Below are 25,768 nucleotides of genomic sequence, written 5' to 3' on the forward strand. Positions count from 1 at the left end.
TTAATTACGGGTTTGCAATTACTGCATTATCAATACGGTAAACCGCACCTTCACCCATCCCCCATGACGGGAACACCATGACAACGTCGATTGCACTAATATCAAGACCTGCACTGAGTAAGTCTGCAAGTGTATACGTATAGGTTTGCCACTCACCCACCACAGGCTCGACACCTTCTTGGCTTGCACTTAACGCAAGCTCCACAGCTTGACCTGCATCGTTTGATTCAATTTTGAATAACCACTGTGCATCTTGGTTACTGGCGTTTGACACAATTTTCATCTCAAAACGAACCACACCTTCAGATAACAAGTGAGATGCATCAAAGCTCACGCCATCATCAGCTAGGAACCCCATTACCGTAGCGGTAGAACCAATTTGAAATTCTGCCACTGAGCCATGGGTTTCGTCATCCGTTTCGACTGTTGGTGTACTACCTGCACAACAATCCCAAATGCTCCACAGATCTGCCACGTTTTCGGCAAATAGCGTTAGCTCTGATGCTGTAGATTCTTGCTCTGGTGCATAGATACGGGCATTGTCAACACGATAAACAGCACCGTCACCTTGACCCCATGCAGGGAAAATCATGATGACATCAATCGCACTTACATCTAAACCTGCGTTTAATAAAGTACTGATTGGGAATGTATAGGTTTGCCATTCACCCGCTACAGGGTCAACGCCTTCTGTGCTTGTGTTTAGGTTAACTTCAACCGCTGTTGCACCTTCATTTGACTCAACTTTTAACAGCCAAGGCGCATCTGGCGTTGATGATAAAGAGGTGATCTTCATCTCAAATTGCAACATGCCATCATCAACCAGTGCTGATGCATCAAACTGCGTACCACTACCACCTGATGAAGTACGGTTAATAAAGCCCATTACGGTAGGTGTTGCACCAATCGAGAATTCAGCAGTCACACCATGTTCTTCGTCGTCGACTACTTCAACAGGTGTTGAACCACCACAACAATCCCACAGCGGCCAATCAAGATTCGTTTCATCGGTGAATAAGGTTAATGAAGGCAATGTTGTTGTACCACCATTAGTGATCTCAACATTATCAACTCGGTAAACAGCGCCCTCACCTTGACCCCATGCCGGGAAAATCATCACAACATCAATCAGTGATACATTTAAACCCGCATCAGCTAATGTTTGCAGAGGGAAGGTATAGGTTTGCCATTCACCAGCAACTGGGCTAACACCTTCAGTACTTGCACTTAGGTTTAGCTCAACGGCTGTCGCACCTTCATCACTTTCGATTTTGAATAACCACGGAGCATCTGGCGTTGATGGTAAAGACGTTACTTGCATATCAAACGTTACATAGCCGTCTTCTAACATCGCACTGGCATCATATGGAGAGGCTTCACCGTTTTCATCGGTAATAAAGGCATCACGGCTGATAAAACCATTTACCGTAGCCGTTGCACCCACACTAAATTCAACCACATTGCCACGGTCAGCATCTTCAACTAACCCAGGCGTTGTGCCACCACAACAGTCCCATGCAGGCCAGTTAGGGTTAAAACTGCTATCAAAAATAGTCAGCGGCGTAACAGTACCATCACTTGGTGGTGTTGGCGCCGGCGCTGCACCTTGTACAAGTGCATCTTCTAAATCGTCGTAGCCAGGGCGCACGGTTTCACAACCTTTACCTGTGTCTGGGTTTTGCGAACACTCATAAACACGTACATAGTCAACTTCAAAAGTTTGACCGTTTTCGAATGCACTTGCATCAACACCAAGGGCATTAACGTTTTCAGGCCAATCACCACCTACCGCAAAGTTTAAAATTAAATAAAACTCTTGGTTGAATGGTGCAGCGTCCCAGAAAGTTGTTAACTCACCAGTTGTTTGATCATAATACTCGGTGTACCAACCCTTATGTTTAAGAGCCAGCGCTTCACCGCTTGCGTTGTAAAGCAATTCTGATTGGCGTCGCGTTGCGTATAAATAGTTATCTACATACCAACGAATTTCGCCTTCTTGCCATTCAATCGCATAAGTATGAAAGTCATCAGCTGGATTTGAATCTTGCGCGAAGGTGTACGCTTGACCACTACTATCGTTATTTGGCCACGCTTGACCATAATGTAACGTGCCGTAGATATTTGACTCTAAACCATCATCATTTTCGACTTTTAAATTCACTGATTCTAAAATGTCGATTTCACCTGAACGAGGCCACTCACCGTAAACTTCGTCGGTTGGCATCATCCAAAACGCCGGCCAAGAACCTTGACCGCTTGGTAGTTTTGCTCTTACTTCAAAGCGGCCATATTTAAAGTCGGCTTTGTAGCGAGTATTGATACGTGCAGATGTATAAGGCTTTGCAGCACCGTCTTCTGCAGGCAATGCAACGATATTAAGAATACCATCTGCAACAAAGGCGTTTTCTTCACTGTCGGTATAACATTGTTTTTCGTTATTACCGCCACCTGCACAGTCTATTTCGAAACTCCATTTATTTTCATCAATGGCATCACCATCAAAGTTATCTTCCCAAACCATGACCCAATCTGAAACGGGTTCAGTTGTATCAATTGTATCAATTTTTGTATCTGTGGCAGAGCCACCGCAGCCAGCTAATGTCGCTACTGAAAGCGCCATTGCAAGTTGTGTTAAGTGTGTTTTGAATTTGTTCATTGCATTGAACCCTAACATTATGTGTTTGTTAGTACTCAACTGATCTATATGAATATTATTTTAATCAGTCAATTGTAAGCGCTTACATGAAGAGATAAATAAAAAGGCCCGACAATGTAAGCGCTTTCATTAGAGTATGTCACGGTTATTAAAACGTCAATAAAATATTAACATTTACTGCGAATTTGTTTTTAGACATGTTTAACGAAAATGCAGTCTATATGCGGCTAAAAGTGGGGTTCGAGAGTGAGTTTAATACAAAAGAAGCAATCAAGATCTTGTTAATAAGAAAAATCCATTAACAAAATCTTTGCAACAATTAATCTTCAGTAATGACAATTTCAACTGCGCTTGTGTGCGCCTGTTGATAATACAAGCTACTAGCAAGCACACGGGCAGCTGTTTTGTATGTTTCACTTATTTGCGCCGTATTATCTTTGGCTATTAAATTGCCCTGCTCTGAGCTTTCACGAATTTCAATGGCCAACGGAATATTAGCAAGTACAGGCACACCATGACGATGCGCTAATTTTACAGCACCATCTTTACCAAATACATGGCTTGGTTGCCCACAATGGCCACACAAGAAGTAGCTCATATTTTCAATTAAACCAAGTACAGGGACGTTCACTTTATTGAACATAGCAATGCCCTTTTGTGCATCGGCTAGAGCTAAATCTTGAGGCGTGGTGATGATCACCGCACCACTTGCTGGCACTTTTTGGCTCATGGTTAATTGAATATCGCCCGTACCTGGAGGCATATCAACAATGAGATAATCAAGCTCACCCCAGGCGGTTTCGTTCATTAATTGATTAAGTGCACCTGATGCCATTGGGCCGCGCCAAACGGTTGCATCATCGCTAGGTACTAAAAAGCCGATCGACTGCGCTTTGAGGTTGTGCGCTTCAAAAGGAAGTAAGTTTTTATCATCGGCTGCTTTCGGCTCAGCACCTTGCAGGCCCAGAAGCAGAGGGATAGACGGACCATAAATATCGGCATCGAGAATACCCACTTTGGCACCCTCTTGCTCTAAAGCTGATGCAAGATTCACCGCAGTTGTTGATTTTCCAACACCGCCCTTGCCCGAAGCAACGAGCACAATATGTTTAATTTGCTTGAAACTATATGTGCTAGGTAATTTCACTTTAGCGCTAATTGACACAGGCATTGATAGTTTATCAGTGACAAATTTTTCAATGTCGTTGATTTCACTCAAGCCAGCAAAAGGGAGGGTTAATTTGACTTGCCAGCTTTTATCGCTGTTTTGATTAAGCTCTTCGAGCCAGTCTTGCTCAATGCCGATGGCAAATGCGTTACTACGATAGGCGGCTAAGGCATCAATGATAGGCGCTTTTTCAGCCGATTTACTTGAGAATAGTTTTGACAGTCCAAACATAGCAATAAATTAGCGTTTCTTTGATGAAAAGTGCTGCGGAATTATGTAACATTCAAGGCATTAAAACCAGACAATTAGATAATATCATTGCTTTGAGTTGTCTATGAGCAACTTACAATGTATTAAATAATGATATTCGAGCAAATTTGCATCGAACTAATCTCAATTCGGAATGATTATGGCACAGCGAAAGATCCTGATTACTAGCGCATTACCTTATGCCAATGGCCCGACTCACTTAGGCCATTTACTAGAATATATCCAAACTGATATTTGGGCGCGTTTCCAAAAACAACAAGGTCATGAAACCTATTACGTTTGCGCGGATGATGCTCACGGCACACCAATTATGCTTAATGCGCAAAAGCAAGGGATCACGCCAGAAGAGATGGTTAAAAATGTGAGTGTTGAACGTCAACGCGACTTTGCTGATTTCAACATTGAATTTGATAACTATCACAGCACGCACAGTGAAGAAAACCGTCATTTCAGCGAGCTAATCTACAACCGTTTGAATGAAGCGGGTCACATTAAAAAGCATACTATTTCTCAGCTTTTCGACCCAGAGAAAGGTATCTTCTTACCAGACCGCTTTGTAACGGGTACTTGCCCAACGTGTAAGTCTGAAGATCAAAACGGTGACAGCTGTGATTCTTGTGGTGCTACATACAGCCCAACTGAACTTATCAACCCACGCTCTGTAATGTCGGGTGCTGAGCCAATCTTAAAAGATTCGGAGCATTACTTCTTCGACCTACCTGCTTTTGAAGACATGCTTAAAGAGTGGTTACACTCAGGTACGATTCAACAAGAAATGGCGAACAAGCTTGATGAATGGTTTGCAGATGGCCTACAGCAGTGGGATATCAGCCGTGACGCACCTTACTTTGGTTTTGAAATCCCTGGTGCGCCGGGTAAATACTTCTACGTGTGGCTCGATGCGCCTATCGGCTACATGGCGAGCTTTAAAAACCTGTGCGACAAAAAAGGGATTGATTTTGATGCATTCTGGCGCGAAGACTCAGAGGCAGAGCTTTACCACTTCATTGGTAAAGACATCATCTATTTCCACAGCCTATTCTGGCCGGCAATGTTAGACGGTGCAAAGTTCAGAAAACCTACCAACGTTTTTGCACACGGTTTTGTGACTGTAAATGGCTCAAAGATGTCTAAATCAAAAGGCACCTTTGTTAAAGCGCGTACTTACCTTGATAACTTAGATCCTGAGTATCTTCGTTATTACTACGCAGCAAAACTAAACAACGGCATCACTGACCTTGATTTAAACCTTGAAGACTTTGCACTACGTGTAAACTCTGACTTAGTAGGTAAAGTGGTTAATATCGCAAGTCGCTGTGCAAGTTTCATCACTAAGAAATTTGATGGCAAGCTTAGCGACACCGTAATGGATGAAGCACTATTAGGTGAGTTCCAAGCGGCTTCTGCAAGCATTGCAAATCACTATGAAAACCGTGATTACAGCCGTGCAATTCGCGAAATCATGGCGCTTGCTGACAAAGCAAACCAATTTATCGACGCTAAAGCGCCGTGGGTGTTAATTAAAGACGAAACAAAGCAACAAGAAGCACACGATGTATGCTCACTTGGTTTGAATATGTTCCGTGTACTTATCACTTACTTAAAACCTGTTCTACCAGGTATGGCTACAAACGTTGAAGCCTTCTTAAACGACGCTTTAACATGGCAAGGCGCGCAAACAGCGCTGGTTGGTCACACAATCAATAAATTCAAACCGTTAATGCAACGTGTTGAAATGGATAAAGTAAACAAAATGATTGAAGAGTCAAAAGAAAGCCTAGTTGCTGAGAAAGATAAAATTGATCCAAACAGCCCACTAGCTAAAGAGCCAATCAGCCCTGAAATCGAATTTGACGACTTTGCTAAAGTTGATTTACGTGTAGCAAAAATTGCTAAAGCAGAACACGTAGAAGGTGCTGAGAAACTACTTAAACTTACCCTAGATTTAGGTGGCGAAACGCGCCAAGTATTTGCAGGCATTAAATCTGCGTATGCACCAGAAGATATCGAAGGTAAGCTAACGGTTATGGTAGCAAACCTTAAGCCTCGTAAGATGCGTTTTGGTATGTCTGAAGGCATGGTATTAGCAGCCGGCCCTGGCGGTAAAGAAATTTATATTCTTAACCCAGATGAAGGCTCAGAGCCTGGCATGCGTGTAATGTAATTACACAATTACTAGCTAATATAAATACTAGCTACTATAAAAAACCGTTGTGTTTAGGCACAACGGTTTTTTTGTGCTTAATGCGTACTTCACATCGATGTAGTTAGCTTATGAGCTTGGGCATGCAGGGTGCTCAGCAAGCACTTGCGTAATTATTTGCCCAAACTGCTGGTGTTGTTGCTCGCTAATAGCAAAAGCGGCATTGTAAGTAAGGGTATCGGCAAGCTCACCTGTTATGACTTCATAAAAAGTCATTGCAGTCAGTAAGTGCCCTGCGTTTGATGCATGATTACCATCTGCACTGTAAAAATTAAGCTCAGGTAATGCGGCAATTGCTTTATCCCAAACTAAACCGATTGGGGCAACACAGCTTGCCTCTTTTTCACTAATCGACAAATGCAATTGATAGACAAGCTCCCCTTCTTTGCTGTCACCTTGTTGAGGATGCTCAGGAAACAAAATAGGCGTTATTTTCAGCTCTTTTGCACTGGCAATTAATCGCTCTGCCTCATTCGTAGAATAATTAACAGAACCAGACTGAGAGTACTTCTGACCTTGAAAAATAGCATGAGTCCAATTGGCTTGTTGTAGCTTTTCAACATTGCCAGATGTGTTCACTATTTCATCTAAAAAGCGACCACTGACGGTAAGCGTTGAAACTTGAGCGTTGGTTAACTCACTGGAAATAAGCTGTTCAAGCAAATCACCTAATTTAGCGCTATGGCTATTGCCATAAATAATAATTTGATAGTCAGCACTACCACTGTTATCAACAATGGCAGCGCCAGAATTAGGTATTGAAGTATCTGGGACGGACGTCGAATTTTCTGTATTAGAGCCAGAACCACAGGCCACCAAACCAATACAACAGCTTAGTAAGATATAAACTGTTAAAGGCCTAAACCGCTTGTTTTCAGTCATTTATCGTTCCATCTATTGGCTTGTTATTTTTATGTCGTCAATATTGAGACATAAAACGCTAAATTGCCAATATTTGGACGATATTTAGCTAAGGCGCTAAGTATAAATCATGTAAAACCCGTTCTTTTCGAGGTAAGTAATAATCATCATAATCGAGTGACACAAGCACTCTTTTAGCTTTGCCTAATAACTCACTGCGAGGCACTAGCCCAATTACTCGTGAGTCTGCACTATTATCGCGGTTATCGCCCATTGCTAAATACATATCGCTGGGAATAACGACAGGGGCAAAATGCTGCATCACCGAGGGCGTTTTTGATATCTTAATAGCGTGCTGAACACCTGCAAGGTTTTCAATGAGTGTTTGTTGCTCATGCTTATTATCAGTTAATGCGTAATCAAGCGCTTTACCGTTAATGATCAATTTATTATCTATCAAAGTCACTGTATCGCCCGGCACGCCAATAACACGCTTTATTAAGCGATTATTTGCAGCCTTAGAATCAAATACAATAATATCACCGGCTTTTGGCTCATCTGTGCGCATTAGCGAAATATGACTAAATGGCACACGCAGATCATAAGCCATTTTATCCGTTAAAATTCGGTCCCCTTCAACGATGGTCGGATTCATTGAGCCTGTTGGCACTTCATACCAATCAGCCACCGCACTTCTAAAAACACTCATCAAACAGATGAATAAAATCAAAGAGCGGTTATTTTTCCATACCTTCAAAAGCCAGTTCATATTCATTCCTTATTTGTTGTTTGTTTTCATAAGAGCTTGTGCGGTACAAATTAGTTCTCAACTAAATGTAACGAAATACGTCAATGATAAAAATACCATACATGATGTTGAAAATATTTGACACAGCAAACAATGAGTAGTTTACTTAACACCAAGTCAAATATTTTTTACATTGGATGATAACGATGAGCTACAAAGAAATGACAATTTGGGGCACCTTGGTGGTAACCATAGGCCTGTTAAGCTATTACCTGTTAGGCATTAATTCACTACAAGCTGCGGGTGATCTTAGAGATCATTATGCAATCTGTGCTTGCTGGTATTAAACACAAAGAAGCAGACTTAGGGGATGATGAGCGCGACAAGCTCATTGAGCTAAAAAGCACCAAACTTGGTCACTGGTTTTGCTCTGCAATTATCTTAATGTGTGTATTTTTAGCAACGCAAATTGAGCGCGTATCTGGACGCATGCTGTTACCTGAGGTCTCTGATCTATATAATATTATGCACTTTCTTATTATTGGTTTTTTAGTCAGTGAAATTATTACTATTGCCAGCAAAGTGTATTTATACCGAAGAGACAGCTAGATGACAAAACAGCTCAGTAATATCATTCGGGAACTTCGATTTCATCATAATGAAATGACTCAACAAGCATTGGCAGAGGCTGTTGGTGTTTCAAGGCAAACCATAGTAGCAATTGAAAAAGGTAAATATTCCCCCTCTCTTGAGGTGGCTTTTAAGATTGCTCAATTGTTTGATAAAAAACTAGACGACGTGTTTTCGTATCAGTAATTAACAAAAAAGGTTAGCTAAATAGCTAACCTTTTTAAGCTTGTAAATCTGGATCTTACGATTGTTGATTTTTGAACTGCGCTTTGGCTTGCTCAACTTCATCATCACTGATGCCAACCGATTCTGCCGCTTCTTTAATAAGGTGTGGCTGCGTCATCACTAATGCCATCAGTTGTTGAAGCTTTTCTGGTGGGATACCTAACTGTTGAACCAGACCCATCGCCATTAGTGGGTTTTCCATAAACGCTTGGAACAGCTCACGCACTTTTTCGTCACTTACATTGTGCTCTTTGAGCATCGCAATAATTGGGTTCATACTAACCTTTACTTTTAACTACTAATAAAACCAATAATATGGGCAAATCGCTGTTATTCAACTAACATCACCACTTTTCCCGAATTTTCGTTGTTATCTAAAATACGGTGCGCCTCATTGGCCTCTTGCCAATTTAAGGTTTTATAGATGTTGCAATCGAACAGCCCGTTAGCCAAGTCATCATAAAAGCGCGATATAAACTGCTCTTTTAAATCACGTTTAAATTCAATCGAACGGTTACGCAAGGTTGATGCATGAAATGATATGCGCTTACTAAGTAGCCTTGCAAAGTCAACCTCAGCAAAGCGCGCATCTAAAAAGGCTAACATCACAATTTGGCAATCCATTGCTGCAACGGCAGCATTTTTATTAAAATAGCGTCCTGAGACAGGATCAACAATGGTATTGGCCTGTAAATTATTGGCTTTGAAGTACTCTACAAAATCAGTGGTTTTATAATTAATGGTGTGGTCTGCGCCAAGCTGTTTGGCATGTTCGCACTTTTCATCGCTACCTGCAGTGATCACTACTTGAGCACCCGCGCGTTTTGCCATTTGAATTGCCGCCCCACCGACACCACTGGCTCCCGCATGGATCAGTGCCGTTTGCCCCGCTTTGAGCTGACCAAATTGAAATAAGGCAGAAAAAGCCGTTAAGTATACTTCACTGATAGCAGCGCCTTGGGCCATTGTCATTTCATCTGGTAATGGCATCACTTGTGCAGCATCAACGGCAACATACTCGCTGCAAGCACCGCCGGCGCACAAGGTAAAAACACGTTTATTAAGCCAGTCACCGGATACTGCACTACCTTGCTCAACAATAGTACCGGCGCATTCTAACCCTAGAATGTCACTGTCACCTTTTGGGGCTGGGTATTTACCTTGTCGCTGTAAGCAATCTGCGCGATTAACGCCAATTGCTGCAACAGCAATAAGAACTTCGTTATCTTTTAAAACTGGTTTATCTGTTTGCGCAAAATGTAACTGTGAATCTTCGTGCTTGATATAACGCATATCACCTTCTATTTAATTCGTTGCCAGATCTCAGCTTCGACTAATTTGCCATTTTCATACAAGGTGTGATGCCACAAGTCACCTTCTAGTTTGTAATCAAATGCCATGGTCTTACCAAGTAGTGAAGGTACATTACCATAGGAAAAAGTTTCGATAAATTGCTGGTCTTGCAAAACATATTTGCCGCCACCAGCATAATGAAAGTTGCCTTGCTTTTGAGTGATATAGCTAAAATGACTAGGTGTAATCAGTTTAACTGAGGTTATTTCTGGCGCTTTTGCCGTCACATAGCCGTCATTGGTTGCATATTTGCCTTCAACAAATTGCCAGCTACCTAATAACGGATTGGCGCTTACCATTGACGAAATAAATAAACTCGATAATAACAGTGTGTTTTTCATAGTGTGTTCCTAAGCTTTTTCAATAGCATACGCTAACACTATGTTCCTATTAAACAGTTATAGATTGAGATTTTTTCATTTGAGCTCTCATCGACGAAAAGCGCCAAGACTGCTTATAAGGATAAACATCAAGCAATTGCCCATCGTTTATAGCTATTTGTAATTGCTGCCACATTGTGGCGGTGAAAATATCTTGATGCGCAGCATTGAAGTGATCAAACGCCCGCTTATTAGCGCTAAAAAACACTTTAAACTGGCTCGGAAATACGTCGTTTTCTGCGATATCAAAGTAGCTTTCGCTACTGAGCTCATCTAATGAGTCATCGGTTTTTGGCAGCTCTCTAAATTGACACTCTGTCATAGGGCAAATTTCATCGTAGTCGTAGAACACCACTCTTCCCCAACGAGTTACACCAAAGTTTTTCATCAGCATATCACCGGGAAAGATATTAGCCCCCGCGAGCTCTTTTATTGCTTTACCGTAATCAACCATCACTTGCTGCAGTTTACGCTCATCACAGTCGTTGATGTACAAATTAAGCGGTGTCATTTTGCGCTCTACATACACATGACGCAAAATAAGTGCATTACCCGAAATCACAAGGCTGTCACCAATTTGCTGCTGCATTGTTTGTATAAGCTCATCACTAAATCGGCTCAAATCAAACGCTAAATAACGAAATTCATGGGTATCGACTAGCCGGCCTACTCGGTCGGCTTGTTTAACAAAGTCGTACTTGGCCATTACTTGTTGTTTGGTGGCTGTTTTTGGCGCGCTAAATTTATCTTTTATTACCTTGTACACATAATCAGAACCTGGGGTGGTAAATACCAGCATCACCATACCCGGCGTCCCCGGCGCAAGTGTGTATTTATCGTCAACAGGGCTATTACGGGTGGTATCAACTTTGTAACGGTAAAACTCGGTTTTCGCATGTTTGATAAAGCCTATGGCATTAAACAACTCAAAACGTTGCTTATGAGGCATTAAAACACTGAGGTAATCAACGTATCGGGCGGGTTGGTCAGTATCGACCATAAAATAAGTACGCGCAAAGCCAAACAGCAAGCTGAGTTGATCAGCTCCCATCATCACAGCATCAATGTGAAGACCTTTTTCACTGTTTAATAGCGCAATCGCAAATGGCATGTTATCGCCGTTTTTAGCAATACAGCGGCCTATGATGTAGCAGGCTTTATTTCTGAAAAACAATGAATTAGCGTATTCAATATAGCCATCGTTGAGAGCTAGCAGCTCATAAACTTGTGGGCATTGTTGTTTTGCTCCAGCAATCAAGGTGCGCTGTAACATGGCCACATCATCAGCAAAGTTAGCGTATTGTGAGCGAAACACATGGCGTTTAATCAAGCTGCTGATGGCACTTTCAAAGCCATTTTGCAGGGAAATGCGGCTAACCAATGAATCAAAGGGTCTTGGCCCCAGTTGATAGCGCGCTTTTAGTACAAACAAGTGCACATTGCGGATTTTTCGTGAGTCCCAAATTGCACCGAAGGTTGAATTAAAAAATGTATGAGCAATGGGCTGGTTTTCGTGGCTTTGCACCATTTCTGCGTATATTTGCTTGGCTAGTAACCAAAGCGCTGGGTCGTCCACTTCGCTATAAGCAATAATTTTTACCGCTTGGCTTACCTTTTTGACTTGTCCTTCGTAAACCTGCAATCGCGATTTCATAGCCCCTTGAACTTGATGCCATTGGCGCTGCTCAAAGCGACTTTGAGCACCGAGAGTTATATTTAAAAACTCTGCAAACATAGCCTCAAAACCAGCATACACCGCACGGGCAAGCTTCGTCGCTACGACCTGATTTAACTGTTCGCTGTGTGATTTAACAGCCAAATGTGAACTCTGCTGTGGCATTATTTTTATCGCTTATGCTGATTATTTTAGTCGCCTTGTTTACACACAATAGCAAGCGCGCTTTAATTTAGGTAATTAATAAAGATAATAAATAAGATTGATAAAATGAATATTAGGCATGTCGACCTCAACCTATTGGTGTATTTAAATGTCCTCATTGATGAACAAAGTGTGTCTAAAGCCGCCAATAAACTGGCTTTGACTCAACCTGCAATGAGTAACGCCCTTAAGCGTTTGCGAGATTTGTTTGATGATCCATTATTAGTAAGAGCCGCTGGCACAATGACGCCAACAGCGAAAGCGCTCAGCCTTAAACCTGAGATAGAATCACTGTTAAAAATGGCCGAAGAAATTACTCAGCCAAGTGAAGTATTCGACCCGAGCACCGCGAATATAACGTTTCGGATCATGGCAAACGACTACCTTGAATCAACGCTTATAGCGCCGTTTATTACCCAGCAGCTAGCAAAAAACCCGGGGCTTAATTTTGATATTTTGAGCCCAAGCGATGTTAACCTTCAAGATATGGAAAAAGGCACCATCGACCTTGCCATTAACCGCTTTAATGGCCTGCCCCGCTCATTCCACCAAGCCAGTGTATGGCGCGACAATTACTGCTGCTTAACACACCCAGACAACCCTTACTTACAACAGCAAAACCTCGAAGGCTACCTTGCACAAGAGCACATTTGGGTGAATCGGGCTGGTTGGGGCGTAGAAGCGGCCGTAACGAATAAATCCGGCAGCCAAAAACTCGGCTGGGTCGACGAGGCATTATGGCAACTAGAACAAACCCGCAATATTCGTGTATTTACCCGCCATTACATGGTGGCAAGTTTGCTGTGCCAGTCACCAAAACTTATCGCTACTTTACCTCGTCGCCAAGCGATGTTATTAGCAAAACACACTGATTTGGTAATAAGTCCAGTGCCATTTCAAATCGTGCCTATTGAAGTAAAAATGTTATGGAGCCCTTTGCTACACCACGCAAACCCGCACCAATGGCTGCGCAGAGAGCTACTCGCCTTTGCCAGTACGGTGGCTGATCGCTAAAAACAACACAATATTGATTAAATCAATATCAGTTATTGAAAACAACAATTTCATAAATAATGAGTGAAGGTCTAGAGTGAAGTTAAGCACATAAACAAAGAGAAAATGATTATGGAAACTTCAGCGCAATTCACTCAACAGGACGGCCTTTACATCAATGGTCAATTACACTCATTCATCGAGCAGCAGCTTTGTAAAAAAAGCAATTTAGCTTGCGAAGAAATTTACCAAACGCTGGCAACAATGGTTGATGAGTTTGGCTGCCAATGCCGTAAAACCAAACATCAAGATGATGATGTTTTACAAGCAGACACGCTGTTAAAAGCATATAGCTCTGTACGTACTCACCCGCATTGTCATGTTGATGCACAAACAACAACCGCAGTACTTGATGAATACTGCTGCCAAGTTCCGGCTATTTTAGTGGTTGCGTTAATGGACACATTAACAGGCATGACAAGCAACGAACCTGGTGCAGAACACATTTATCAACGTGCAGCACAATTAACAGGTAAACCATGTGTCTACGCTGTTAAAAGCGCCAATGCCGCTTAATATGGTTAATTATTTGAGTTACTTATTCGAGCGATGATGCTTTTTGCAAAATCACTGCAACTAAGCATCGTCGCACCGGCTACTAGGTTAGCCAAATCAAACGTCATTTCATTTGCGCTAAGCGTCTGTTCTAGGGCTTTTTCTATTTTATTCGCCGCTTCGTGCCAGCCCATAAAACGTAGCATCATGACCGCACTTAAAATGCTGCTTGTTGGATTTGCACTGTCTTCCCCGGCAATGCGATTAAATGTGCCATGAGTCGGTTCAAAAAAAGCCACTTCATTATTTAAGTTTGCCGCAGGCATTATACCTACCCCACCAACTTGTGCGGTTAGCATATCAGCTAAGTAATCGCCGTTTTGATTGGTTGTTACCACCACATCAAATTGCTCTGGAGTGAGCAGTGCTTGTTGTAACATGTTATCGGCAATGACTTCTTTAATGATTAAATCATCTTGATTGTCTCGTTTGATCACTAACCAACGACCATTTTCATGCGCTTCAGCGTTAAACTCTTGCTCTGCAAGGGCAAATGCCCAGCGTTTAAAAGCGCCATCGGTAAATTTAAGTACATTGCCTTTGTGCACCACCGTCAGTGATTCACTGTGCTCTTTAAGGGCAAAGTTGAGTGCGTAACGCATTAGTCGCTCTGCAGCCTCTTTCGAGCTATTTTTTATGCCAATGCCACATTGGTTATCAAAACGAAGTCGGGTGACCCCCATTTCTTGGCACAGAAAATCAAGCATACGTTCGTTGTCAATACTGCCAGCCTGCCACTCAATGCCCGAGTAAACGTCTTCTGAGCTGTCGCGTATTACGGTGATTTGGGTTTTTTCAGGCTCTTTTAAGGGCGATGGTAAATGCGGATAACTGCGAATAGGCCGCATGTTAACGAATAAATCCATCTCATGACGAAGAGCCACATTTAAAGAGCGAAAACCACCGCCAAGGGGGTTGTTAGCGGCCCTTTTATGGCAATTTTATACTGCCTAACCGCATGTAGGGTTTCTTGCGGGAACCAGTCGCCATCGTAAAGCGCTGCTGCTTTTTCACCATTGAATACTTCCATCCAATGTATTTGTTTATCACCTTGATAAGCATGTTTCACCGCGACGTCGACAATATCACGCATCACCGGGCTTATATCTTGACCCACACCATCGCCTTCAATGTAAGCTATAATCGGGTTATCAGGAATATGCCATTGGCCCTTACTATTAATCGTAATTTGCGCGCCATTCGAGGGGACTGAAATATGTTGATACTGCATCGTGCCTTCCCAGCAAGGTGTTTTGACAATATTAATATCAAGAAATAGCGAATTTGTCTGTGCTTACAAAGAAATAGCCGCTATTCAAGCAATCAATGCGTTACCTTGGTTATTTCGTCTTGCATAGCACAAAATAAGGAAGCAATAAGCTGCGTATCGAGCGTGACGGTATCTTTTTTAAGCGCAGTATCTACTGCAACGGCTTTAACATAGAGCATTTCACACTCAAACATATTCGCAGCACCTTTGAGCATATGAACATTTCTGCTTAAGCCATCTATATCCATATTTTTGTATTGCTCGCGCATTTCTCGATACTGTTCTTCAAGACCTTTTATATAGTCATCTTTAAGCGCTTGAAACTCTTTTTCAGGTAACTTGATATCGGCCAACTCATCACAATCTAAGTAACTGGCAATTTTATGACTAAAGCCATTGCGATCAATTGGTTTGGCTATTAAATCATTAAAGCCTTGCTTCATATAACGGGCAATTTCATGCTTCATGGTATTCGCTGTCAATGCAATAATTGGCGCGCTAACCCCGGTTGCTTGCATCATTTTTAATGCCTCTTGACCGTCCATAATGGGCATTTGAATATCGAGTAAAATAAGGTCAAAACTGTCTTCGAGGGTTGCTTGCACTGCGTCTTTACCATTTTCGACGGTGGTCACTGTCAGTCCCATCCGCTCTAATATTCGCGCAATTAAACGTCGGTTGTCTGGATGGTCTTCGGCAAGTAATACCCGTCCCTTCAAATTTTGAGGCGCATCAAGCTTACTAAACGGTGAGGTTTCAATAAGCTTCACTTCGCTCATGTCATTGAGCCAACGTGTGTTATCTGTGGTGTACACCGACATAGTGAAAATAAATTCACTGCCAGAGCCGACATTACTTTTTACGCTGATATCCCCATCCAATTTCTGCGCAAGGCTCTTTGAAATGTTAAGGCCAAGCCCGGTACCGCCATACTGGCGAGAAATACTAGAATCCGCTTGATAAAAAGCACTGAACAAAGCTTGTTGCTCTTTGTCAGTCATGCCGATACCGGTGTCTTTTACGCTTATCGACAACTTATCGTTATGACAGCTCACGGTTAAGGTTATACGCCCCACTTGAGTGAACTTGAGGGCATTGGTTGTGAGGTTTAATAAGATTTGCCTTAAACGACTCGGATCGGTGATCAAGTAGTCTGGCAACGGGAACTGATAATCTACACTGAACTTTAAGCCCTTATCGCGAATTTGCTTGCCGATAAGTGACTCAATATTGGCAATCGTGGCAAACAAGTCTGTTTCGACTAAATCAATCTCGAGCTTGTTGGCTTCAATCTTCGACATATCAAGTATATCGTTTATTAAGCCAAGAACATGACGGCTATTTTGCAAAATAACCCCAATCCCATGGTTGCGCTCGTGAGGCTTAATGTCCCCGAGCATAATGCCATCTGCATAGCCAATGATTGATGTCATTGGGGTACGAATTTCATGACTGATATTCGCTAAAAAACGACTTTTAGCTTCATTTGCATCGCGAAGCTCAGAGGCAAGCTCTTCAAGCTCCAAGGTTCTTAAATGGACTTTTTCTTCAAGGTTTTTGTTGAGCTCTACGTTGTCATCGTGAAGCAACCTAAACTTATCGGCCACAGCAAAAGCCAGCAACATAGCGTCCATGGCTGTGCCTATCAAACCCAATAAATATAAATTAATGGAGGTTGCAGGCAGCAAGCCTAAATTAGTTAAATTTCCGACCATATTCGGTAGCATCATGGCAATGTAAGCAAGCACAAAATAGCGTGCTGGCTTAAAGCCAATGAGCATACAGCGTATACCTATGTATAAGCCTAAACATAAAGCGACACCGGTGACTAACGTTGACCAATAAAAACCAAAGCTTGGCCATAAAATACAAAACGGAATACCCAGAGTAGCGATTACACCCACTGTCAGGGATAATTGCGCCAGTTTCGGAAATGTTTCTTTGAGTTTAAGTAAGTTGTTGTAAAACAGAATATTGGTTAATGGTGTGAGGGCAAAGCCGAGCCAGTGAAGATGAGGATTATAGTAACCAAACAGCTGATCAGAAATATGGAAAAAATGGCTCCAAGCAAACACCCAGGATGCAGTAAATAGCGCGTAGTAAAGGTGTGTGACATCACGAGAAACCAAGTAAATTAATAAATTATATAAACCAAGTGCAATGCCCACCCCAAAGCACAGCATCATGATCATATTTTCAATGGTTATGTTTTGAAAATAATCTTGATAAGGCGTCAATACCAGCTTTGCGGGAGTATAAAAGTAGTCACTCTCAAAATAAGTGATAAGCGTATAGTGCTTACCTTTTTCAAGAGATAAGCGATTACCATAGTGAAAAGCAAATTGATTCGGCTCGACCCCACCAGTTACAAAGTGCTGTATCGGGGCAGTTGGATCAGTTATATCGTAAATGCGGCTTTCTATTTTCGAAACCAAGGTGTTATACGGATAAAGCACTAAATCTTCGATATCACTTAGATTTTCAATTTCAACAATTAACCAATAACTACCGCCAACCGAGCTTATTCTAGATTGCGGTTTTTTGCTTGCTCGCCAAGCATCAATCGCAGCCACCGATTGCGGAAACATATTATCGTTTGCCGTAAACACTTCACCAACATCATGAAGGTTTTGATCAGCCACAGCATCAGTGTAGACAAACGTCTGTTGTGCATTAGCCGAAACACTCAATAGCAATAAAAACAGCAGAGTACTTAAATACAGCTTTAACCGCATTCACAAAACCCCTGTACCATTTTGGAGATGGCAACGACTAGAATTGCAGTGAAACATCAAAGCCATAGCGACGCCCTTCCCCTTTAAAGTCTTCAAGCATGCCTAGGAACGAGCTTAAATCGAACTTTAACTGACTGTATTCAGTATCAAATAAATTTTTGCCCCATAAAGTAAATGACCAATTATCAACATCATATTTTAGATGCGCATTAACAATGCTAAAGCCGTCTTGGCGGGCATATGGGTTCATGTTCTGGTCAAAATAAAACTCAGACTGATAATCGTAAATAATGTTGGCCGATAACGGATACGACGCCAAGCTGGTATCGTATTTTAATCCCGCTGATACATTCCATTTAGAGGTAAATGGCAGTTGGTTATCGGTAATACTGTTGCCAAGTGGGTCAACGTAATCTTCAAATTCAGCATGAGGGATATAGCCAACTGAAAGAAGCATGGCTAATTGTTTAGTTGCTTGGTAATTAATTTCAGTTTCAAGGCCATAAATAGTTGAGTCAGCCACATTTTCAAGTAATTGCACTGGGGGCATTTGCGGTGTTTCTGAGGCTTGATTCATAAACACTTGTTGGTCGTTATAGTCATAGTAAAACGCCGCCCAATTCATTCTAATTTGCTTTCCAGGCCAGAACGACTTTAAGCCAATTTCATGGGCATTTAAGCGCTCTTTGCCATAGTTTGCCAAGATAGCTTGTTCTTCAGATGACAAAAAGCCACCATTGTAGCCGCCACTTTTACTACCATTAGCAAAACGATAGTAAAGATTGCTTGCATCTGAATAACGATAATTAACGGCAAATTGGCCGCTAAAGCCGTTATCTGATTGCTTATCGGTAACGCGATAAAATGGTACAAGCACTCCGTCTAAGTCGTTCGCATCAACCACCGCATTTAACGTGGCGATTGAGTCATACTCAAGTGACTCATAGTCATATCTAAGGCCGGCTGTAATCATCCATTTATCTGCGACAGGCACTTCAATTTGGCTAAATACGGCCAAATTTTGCATCTTGATTTCGTTATCGTAGATAAAGGTCGCGGTTAAGTTTGTTGGTAAAATACCCCGGAAATCACGCAAAATATCATTTAAATTATCTTGCTCAATCGTCTCATCGGCAAAATAAACACCACTGGTGAGTGTGTAATCAGCAAATTCGTTTAATAACCTCAATTCTTGGCTGAATAATTGGGTATCTAACCCTAATACACCTTCGCACAAACGAGCTGGCGAGCCATCGCAGTTAAAAGCGTGGCTTCTTTCGAGATCGTTAAAGCTCGAGAGAGAAGTAAATGTACTTTGCTCGTTTAAATGCCAATTCAGTTCAGCAATAAAGCCATAACCATCAGATTTATGAGGTGAGTCATTGTTAACACTCACTGCAAAAAAATCATCACTGCCATCATTAAAACCAAAGTTATCAAAACAGCTCGTTGACCCTGCATCTGCAGGTGAACACAACTCACCCGTTAAAGGGTTTGCGACAACACCAATATTGCCTACAGGCTGGGCAATACCATCCCAATCTTCAATATGTGCTTGCAGGTAAACGTCAACGTTATCCCACTCAGATAAAAAAGACACACGGGCATTTTTTTGCTCCATGCCTGCTGTTGGTGAGTCTGCATAAGTATTTTTTGTTGAATATTCGTAGTCTTGATAGTTAACAGCAATACGCATTGCGCTGGAACCTGAGAGTTGCTGGTTCCACATACCATCGACGCTGGTGGCGTTGTTATTGGCAACACCTAATGTTAGCGAGCCATAGCTATCAAACTCAGGGCGATTTGAGCGTATAAGTATTGCACCACCGGTAGAGTTACGGCCAAACAAGGTACCCTGCGGGCCGCGTAAAATATCGAGCTGTTCAATATCGTACAAGTTAACAATTTGATTATTAGCAGACCCAACCGCAACGCCATCAAGATACATGGCAACAGGTGAAGTGTTCGCCGTATTATAATCAAGTAACCCCACCCCACGGATACTCACAGCGGGAGGCGTCCCCTCTGCTGCGTTTTGGGTAATTTTAACGTTTGGCGCAAACAAACCAATTTCAGTTGAATCTTTAAAATGCTGAGCTTTTAAAATTTCGCCATCCACTTGGCTTACCGCTACACTTACGTCTTCAATTGCTTGCGGACGCTTTTGTGCATAAACGCTAATAACTTCCATGTCTTTTTCAGTCTCAGCTCCTTGTGCAACAGCGCTTGCCATTAAACATGCCGCCAAGCTAGTGCTCGACAACATCATAAACTTAGGATCTTTAAGAAAAGGACGCTTCATTGGCTTTTAGACCTTAAAAGAGGGAAACTTGTTAAATTGTTGTAATTTAGTGGTAAGTATAGACCAAACAATAGATTAAAGTCGCATATAAATCATGAAATTTCATGACTTATACGCATACTTTTTTACAACTTTATTCACACTAACCTTTTTCGAATGCATGCTCTCCGCTGATTTCGCTTGGCCAACCACATATTGCCCGCGCTGTTTGCATACCGGCCATCACAGCAGCCTCAACACAGCCCGCATTAACGCCGGTTTTTATCCAGTCGCCAGTGATGCGCAAATTGACAAACTGACTGCCATCTGTAGCCAGGCGGTATTTACTGGAATCAACCACAGATAAGACATAGCGCTCACTGGGATCGACATTAACGCGCCAATATTGCTGCTCAAGAACAGGTAAAATGCTGTGCGGATCACTGAAAAATACCTGCCAATCAAACTTGTTATCAATATAGGCTTCAGGCCAAAGTGGCCGCATATCTGCGCTAAACAAATTATGCATATTCAATTTTACTTCGGCTTTCATTTGCTCTGGGAATTGATGTGCACTGGCAGGTGGGTAGTTTTCGCAGCTAAATGCACTGCAAAAATAGGCAATGTTCACAGGCGTATTTTCACTTGGCCAATCTTCTTTGTCGAGTAAGTTGCCCATTGCAGCCCAGGTATCAAACGGCTCGACAAAGCCACTTAAAATAGGCCCTTCGTGAGCAGCATTAGTTTGCGTAAAGCCAAGTTGTGGGTCGGTTTTATTCAACCATACTTGGCAAGCCTGAGTCGCCACACTTTGCACTTTTGTTGCTTGTTGAGAAAGCGCGTAATCTACAGCTAAAAGTTCTGGGGCAACGTGTTCAAGTGAGGCAACCGACACACCTAAAATCAGTGTATCAAAATCAATACCATGGCGAAGCGTCACTGTTGGCAATGGAGTACTAAAGTGTTCTTGATACACCTCGGGCCAATTACTCCAAAATGACTCTAAATTGATTTGATATTCTTGCAATAAGTGCGCTTGTTCAGGGCTGATTTGCTCATACAGGGGTTCACTTGGCCAGCATGGCAGCTGTTTTACATCAATGAGCGGTTCATAGTCTTGGCCAACTAAACTGACCTGTTGGCAAAGCTCAATCTCACTTACCTGCGGCTCACCTTGGTCAGTTTGCCCAGCAGATAAGTTAGTTAACTGATGGAAAAACTTAAACTTAACGCCGCGCTGCTTTAAAAGCTCATAAATTGGACCAAAAATGACATCGCCCATGCCTGCTTGCATTTTCCACATCACGCCGCCTTTATAACAAAGCCCTATACGTAACATGGCAAGGGCAGCAACGCCGGCTTCAACATTGGGTTTACTAAAGTCACCTTTAGGGTAAGCGAACACCAAATCATAAAAGCCACGCACTGGCGCAGAATCAACACTGTAAGTTTTGTTAGCACCATTTTTTTCGAGCCACTGACGAAAATCATAGCAATTAATGACACCAAAACCGTCGCGATATACTTTATCTTTAATCAGTCCAGTGAGCATTGCAATCGCAAGATCGGCACAAATATAAAGTCTGCGCAGCTCTGGGTTGTCATCTAGTAAATCAATAACTTGGTCTTTAAACCACCGCTTTAACTTTCTGACGATATACCAAATCACCAGCCGATCGGCCTGTTTATCTGTATGGGTGGCCTGCTTTTCGGTGAACTGCAGCAAATGAGTTATCAATGTTCGTGGGTTCGAGGCAATTTCAGTTGCACCTGCTTCAATATCATCAATAAACTGCTTTGCACCATTTAAATGGGTATCAATGTCTGCTTTGATCTCTTGATACATGTGTTTGAGTAACGATTGATCCCGTGATTTTTTAGTCACTAAAGTTGTTTTAGCATCTTGCTGCTGGCAAACATGTTCAATGCCTTCGGTCCATTTTTTTAGCCATGCTAATGTCATGGTGACAAAGTCCCACACTGTTATATCGAGGCTGCCATCAGCGGGGTTCCCTTCAACGGTAGGGAAATCTATCGGCCAAGTTTGCCATTCGTTATCAATAAACTCTTGTAAGGCAATAAAACTGTGTGGTTTAAATGCCTGCTGCCAAGTAGCCAATGAACAACTAGCAGGTCGATTGAGTGAGTTATACACCCCTTCTAAGGTGCGAAAGCTATTCACGTAGGCACCAAACCAAACATGTAAACCATGCTCTTCGATTCGCTGTCCAAAATGAGCGTTTCGGCCACTCGCCCCTTTACCGCCAAGGCGCCAACCCTGTTGATAAACGGTAATCTCACGCTGGCTTTGCCAATTAGCTTGCTCGGTTAGATACACTGCCGCAGTCATCGCTGCAACACCGCCACCTACAATGATGATTTTTTCTTTTTCCATGGTTACCCCTGTACTGGTAACAGTTGTGTTGCGCCAAGCTGATCAAAGTCCATATTGACGTAAAAAGGTAAATGAACCGCTTGTTTGCCAAGTGCAATGCCAAACATGTCATGCAGAGGAAAGCTCGAAAGAGCTTTTACATCCAAACTAAAATCATTGTGTAAAAGTTTTAATTGGTGAATTTTTTTGATTAACGATGGTGAGTGAACCACGCTTTGATAAACGGCTTTATCTCCTTGGCCATCGGGAAATTGTTTAAACAAAATCTGATCCATCTGCGGATGAATAAACCCGTCTAACAATTGTTTAAGAAGCGATAAATCAATGCCTTTAATTTGCGCATCAAACAAATCGGTAACGTGTTTAGAAAAATGCGATAAGTTATCGAGTAGGTTTTCCTTGGTACTTGCCTGTGTTTGCTCAATGGTTAATAGCTCATGCATTGCTAATTTAGAGTCTGGGTTAAACACATCAAAACATTCTAAAGAAATACTAAAGGCGCCCGCATCACTCACCGTCGCAGGCATTTGATATTCACACAGGTATTTATTGTAGCCCCAGGCTTCTCGGCCATTAATCAAAGCATAAATGTTATTGACGCTAATAAATGCCGGATACCAATATAAATGACTAATATCTCCATCGAGCATTTTTGCTACTGGGAGCCAAATAATAATATCAGTTTCTTGCATCCAGCCATGCTCTGAAAACGGTGGCGTTAACGAAGAAATTTTTTCGATATCAGTGAAAGTAAGTAAACACGTGCTCCCTAACACATTAAACGAGGTTGATTCGGTTGCTAATAAATTTAAAGTTGCATCAACATACTGCTGCATTTTTTGCTCACACCCAGCAACAAAAAATCCGTACATTTGCGCATTGATCATTCGACAAGGTGGTTTAGCAACCGGGTTAGATAAGAAGTGGCTGTAATTTGATTGGTCCGTCATAGTCATTACTTATATTATTGTTTAGTAATGACTATAGACTAGTTTTTAATGGTTGGTGGCAGCTTCTAGATGACAACTTTCTTTTAACAGTTGTTCTGTAAATTGCTGATAGCCAAGCTGATTAAAATTTTCAGATAATGGATTCATAAAACCATGTCCAAAGTCGGCTATTTCACAGCTCACCTTCGCTTTACTTTTTAATGTTGCAATCACAGGCTTTATATCAAAATGTTCTTCACTATGAGGAAAAATAAATCGGCAAGGAACTTTGGCTTCAAGCTCAAGATGATGCCTGACTTGGGATGGATAAAAGGCAATAATTTTTTTAATGAATGAATTTTTTAACTCTGCTTGAGCTCGCCAAACAGCCAGCGCGCCTGCACTAAATGCAATAATCGTGGTTGGCTGACGAATAGCGGCCATTTTTACATGCACCCGTTCAAAATAACTATCATGACCGCAATGAGTAATAAAATGCTGATATTGAAACTGCTCGTTTATAGGGAGCTGAATTTCTCCTAGATAGGGATCGCAAAGACTCACTTTACCGCGAAGCTGCTGAGCAAGCAGCGATAAATGCGCTGTTTTACCAAATATATCTGACACCAAAAGGTAATTCATAAGCATACTTCTTATTGTTATTTTGTGCCTAATCACAATACGCCTGTTTCTGTTAAACATCCAGAGATTATTTTTGATGTTTAAAAAATAAACCTTGCGCTTAGTTAATTCTTACAGTAATCTACTTGTCTGGTTTTTAGAAACCACGCGGTTAACCCCTTACCTTGATCCAGTAATTCCCGCATATTCGTATAAATACTTGCAACTTGTTTGCTAAATGACATTTCGATGAATTTTCAAATCATCACCAAACTGTCACAAACTTAGTCAACACTGTTAGCAAGACAACAAATGTCGGTCTGTATTTTTAAATGCCTTTTAAAGCTCTACAGACACTGACAAAAGAAAGAGTGAGTTTTATTATGTCATATAAATACAACGGATCTTTGATCCAGATCGCACATCCAGTGCAATCAATCTCGGTAAATAAACAGCGTGTAATTTTTAGTGACACGCAGGGCTTAAAAAATGCCATCTTCCAAAAGGCCAGTGATGCACGCCAATTTGTGAAGTGGTTAAAAGCCAACTAAACCCTACCGATAAACGCCAGCCAACAAGCTGGCGTTTTAGTTTTCACCACCAGCCTGCATATAGCTAAATTCCTGCTACACTTATATTTTTAGCCCATAAATAGGTAGTAAAAATGCGTTGTGTGTGGTCTATTTTACTATTACTTTTTTGCCTGCCAGTTGCTGCAACCAAGCAACCGAAGACCATTGAGTGGATCATGGTCGATTTTGCCCCCTACTACATCATGAATGACAAGTACGAAGGCACAGGTCGTGATGAAAGTGTGATCAAATTACTAGAAAAAGCACTCCCTGAAGTGTCATTTAAACGCACTTTATTACCGGCTAGTCGTGCCGTGCATGAACTATCAAACCCGCACAACAATTACTGTATGCTGTCGTTGTATCAAAACGAGCACCGTAAGCAGCATATTCAGTTTACAAAACACTCATCAACAATGGGCTTATCACCCTCCATTGCCATACGCAAAGAGTTAGCCGCAAAACTTGAGTTAGACGTCACAAAACCTGTGTCTTTAAAATCGTTATTAGACGATAAACACTTGGCATTAGGGGTATCAATGAGCCGCTCTTTTGGCGCCGATATAGATAGCGTGATTAACGAAAGCCATGATTCAAATATCATCTCACGCCCTGGTCGAGACACCCTCGCAAGCTTGACTTATATGCTACAAAAAAAGCGTATTGATATATTACTTGGCTACCCAAGCGAGCATTATTACTTGGCTCATTCCATGGGTTTTGAAGATGACTTAACTCAACTATCACTTACTGAAGCTCCGGCGTTAAGTGTTGGTTACATAGGCTGCACTAAAAACAAGCAAGGTGAGGTAACGGTAAAATTATTAGATGAAGCTCTTGAGAAAATAGCGCATACAGATGCTTTTCATGATGTTTTAGTTCGCTGGCTACCGGATAATTTGCAGCCCATTTTAGAAAAGAGATTAAAAGATAGAAACGAAAATGCCGCTCATTAAGCGGCACTTTTAATTTTACTAACTCACA

21 protein-coding genes and 1 pseudogene are annotated in these 25,768 nt (G+C 41.8%); 8 read left to right on the forward strand and 14 right to left on the reverse strand.

The features are described 5' to 3' along the window. Positions 1 to 4 precede the first annotated feature (4 nt). Together P4S60_RS09685 and apbC are read right to left on the reverse strand one after the other, a co-directional pair. Positions 5 to 2,656, reverse strand: a complete 2,652-nt coding sequence (locus P4S60_RS09685; RefSeq protein WP_337115819.1) for a glycoside hydrolase family 16 protein — start codon at positions 2,654 to 2,656, stop codon at positions 5 to 7. Between the two features lie 319 nt (positions 2,657 to 2,975). Then, positions 2,976 to 4,055 carry an iron-sulfur cluster carrier protein ApbC gene (apbC, locus tag P4S60_RS09690; protein ID WP_337115821.1) on the reverse strand — a complete coding sequence of 360 codons (1,080 nt, stop codon included), beginning with the start codon at positions 4,053 to 4,055 and terminating at the stop codon, positions 2,976 to 2,978. Positions 4,056 to 4,233: 178 nt separating this feature from the next. Here apbC and metG point away from each other — a divergent pair, with 178 nt between their 5' ends. Further along, the gene (metG, locus tag P4S60_RS09695; RefSeq protein WP_337115822.1) at positions 4,234 to 6,258 is read left to right on the forward strand and encodes a methionine--tRNA ligase; all 2,025 of its coding nucleotides are present in this window, start codon (positions 4,234 to 4,236) and stop codon (positions 6,256 to 6,258) included. Positions 6,259 to 6,366: 108 nt separating this feature from the next. On the opposite strand, the gene P4S60_RS09700 is transcribed toward metG, so the two are convergent. Beyond that, the gene (locus P4S60_RS09700) at positions 6,367 to 7,179 is read right to left on the reverse strand and encodes a hypothetical protein (RefSeq protein ID WP_337115823.1); all 813 of its coding nucleotides are present in this window, start codon (positions 7,177 to 7,179) and stop codon (positions 6,367 to 6,369) included. An 88-nt stretch (positions 7,180 to 7,267) separates the two neighbouring features. Further along, entirely contained in the window at positions 7,268 to 7,927 is a 660-nt protein-coding gene (gene lepB / locus P4S60_RS09705) for a signal peptidase I (protein ID WP_337115824.1), read from the reverse strand. A 185-nt stretch (positions 7,928 to 8,112) separates the two neighbouring features. On the opposite strand from lepB, the gene P4S60_RS09710 reads away from it, so the two are divergent. The 3 genes from P4S60_RS09710 to P4S60_RS09720 are packed head-to-tail and all read left to right on the forward strand — an operon-like array spanning position 8,113 to position 8,722. Continuing rightward, positions 8,113 to 8,253: a hypothetical protein gene (locus tag P4S60_RS09710; protein WP_337115825.1), complete on the forward strand. Its 141-nt coding sequence runs from the start codon at positions 8,113 to 8,115 to the stop codon at positions 8,251 to 8,253. Further along, positions 8,228 to 8,515: a hypothetical protein gene (locus tag P4S60_RS09715; RefSeq protein ID WP_337115826.1), complete on the forward strand. Its 288-nt coding sequence runs from the start codon at positions 8,228 to 8,230 to the stop codon at positions 8,513 to 8,515. Before P4S60_RS09710 ends, P4S60_RS09715 begins: the two co-directional genes overlap by 26 nt. Continuing rightward, positions 8,516 to 8,722 (forward strand): helix-turn-helix transcriptional regulator, encoded by a 207-nt coding sequence (locus tag P4S60_RS09720; RefSeq protein ID WP_337115827.1) that lies wholly within the window; start codon positions 8,516 to 8,518, stop codon positions 8,720 to 8,722. 55 nt (positions 8,723 to 8,777) lie between these two features. Here the strand turns inward: P4S60_RS09720 and P4S60_RS09725 are convergent, their stop codons facing one another. Genes P4S60_RS09725 through aceK form a run of 4 tightly spaced genes read right to left on the reverse strand, consistent with a single transcriptional unit; the run spans position 8,778 to position 12,334 of the window. Continuing rightward, complete coding sequence (locus tag P4S60_RS09725) at positions 8,778 to 9,038, reverse strand: DUF2999 family protein (RefSeq protein ID WP_337115828.1); 261 nt, start codon at positions 9,036 to 9,038, stop codon at positions 8,778 to 8,780. 53 nt (positions 9,039 to 9,091) lie between these two features. After that, the gene (locus tag P4S60_RS09730; RefSeq protein ID WP_337115829.1) at positions 9,092 to 10,054 is read right to left on the reverse strand and encodes a zinc-binding dehydrogenase; all 963 of its coding nucleotides are present in this window, start codon (positions 10,052 to 10,054) and stop codon (positions 9,092 to 9,094) included. An 8-nt stretch (positions 10,055 to 10,062) separates the two neighbouring features. Next, the gene (locus tag P4S60_RS09735; RefSeq protein ID WP_063704600.1) at positions 10,063 to 10,455 is read right to left on the reverse strand and encodes a hypothetical protein; all 393 of its coding nucleotides are present in this window, start codon (positions 10,453 to 10,455) and stop codon (positions 10,063 to 10,065) included. Between the two features lie 49 nt (positions 10,456 to 10,504). Next, positions 10,505 to 12,334 carry a bifunctional isocitrate dehydrogenase kinase/phosphatase gene (gene aceK / locus P4S60_RS09740; RefSeq protein ID WP_337115830.1) on the reverse strand — a complete coding sequence of 610 codons (1,830 nt, stop codon included), beginning with the start codon at positions 12,332 to 12,334 and terminating at the stop codon, positions 10,505 to 10,507. A 105-nt stretch (positions 12,335 to 12,439) separates the two neighbouring features. Between aceK and P4S60_RS09745 the strand changes: the two genes are divergently transcribed. Together P4S60_RS09745 and P4S60_RS09750 are read left to right on the forward strand one after the other, a co-directional pair. Next, on the forward strand, positions 12,440 to 13,387 hold the full coding sequence (locus tag P4S60_RS09745) for a LysR family transcriptional regulator (RefSeq protein ID WP_119851630.1): 948 nt from the start codon (positions 12,440 to 12,442) through the stop codon (positions 13,385 to 13,387). A 111-nt stretch (positions 13,388 to 13,498) separates the two neighbouring features. Further along, the gene (locus P4S60_RS09750; protein ID WP_063704594.1) at positions 13,499 to 13,942 is read left to right on the forward strand and encodes a hypothetical protein; all 444 of its coding nucleotides are present in this window, start codon (positions 13,499 to 13,501) and stop codon (positions 13,940 to 13,942) included. 5 nt (positions 13,943 to 13,947) lie between these two features. Here P4S60_RS09750 and icd read toward each other — a convergent pair. From icd to P4S60_RS09780, 6 genes and pseudogenes are all read right to left on the reverse strand, one after another. Beyond that, a pseudogene (gene icd / locus P4S60_RS09755) lies at positions 13,948 to 15,212 on the reverse strand (NADP-dependent isocitrate dehydrogenase). Between the two features lie 92 nt (positions 15,213 to 15,304). After that, a complete protein-coding gene (locus P4S60_RS09760; protein WP_138625624.1) occupies positions 15,305 to 17,986 on the reverse strand; it encodes a 7TM diverse intracellular signaling domain-containing protein in 2,682 nt (893 codons plus the stop codon). 37 nt (positions 17,987 to 18,023) lie between these two features. Beyond that, positions 18,024 to 20,288, reverse strand: coding sequence for a TonB-dependent receptor (locus P4S60_RS09765; protein WP_337115831.1), 2,265 nt, complete (start codon positions 20,286 to 20,288; stop codon positions 18,024 to 18,026). A 142-nt stretch (positions 20,289 to 20,430) separates the two neighbouring features. Further along, positions 20,431 to 22,662, reverse strand: coding sequence for an NAD(P)-binding protein (locus P4S60_RS09770; protein ID WP_337115832.1), 2,232 nt, complete (start codon positions 22,660 to 22,662; stop codon positions 20,431 to 20,433). Between the two features lie 2 nt (positions 22,663 to 22,664). Further along, entirely contained in the window at positions 22,665 to 23,612 is a 948-nt protein-coding gene (locus P4S60_RS09775; RefSeq protein WP_337115833.1) for an acetoacetate decarboxylase, read from the reverse strand. A 45-nt stretch (positions 23,613 to 23,657) separates the two neighbouring features. Continuing rightward, positions 23,658 to 24,293 (reverse strand): hypothetical protein, encoded by a 636-nt coding sequence (locus P4S60_RS09780; RefSeq protein WP_337115834.1) that lies wholly within the window; start codon positions 24,291 to 24,293, stop codon positions 23,658 to 23,660. Positions 24,294 to 24,595: 302 nt separating this feature from the next. Between P4S60_RS09780 and P4S60_RS09785 the strand changes: the two genes are divergently transcribed. Together P4S60_RS09785 and P4S60_RS09790 are read left to right on the forward strand one after the other, a co-directional pair. Continuing rightward, complete coding sequence (locus P4S60_RS09785) at positions 24,596 to 24,763, forward strand: hypothetical protein (protein ID WP_165381452.1); 168 nt, start codon at positions 24,596 to 24,598, stop codon at positions 24,761 to 24,763. 113 nt (positions 24,764 to 24,876) lie between these two features. Continuing rightward, entirely contained in the window at positions 24,877 to 25,740 is an 864-nt protein-coding gene (locus P4S60_RS09790; RefSeq protein WP_337115836.1) for a TIGR02285 family protein, read from the forward strand. The last annotated feature ends 28 nt before the right edge of the window (positions 25,741 to 25,768 follow it).

This window comes from Pseudoalteromonas sp. Hal040 (genome assembly GCF_037162425.1).
Classification (GTDB): domain Bacteria; phylum Pseudomonadota; class Gammaproteobacteria; order Enterobacterales; family Alteromonadaceae; genus Pseudoalteromonas; species Pseudoalteromonas gelatinilytica.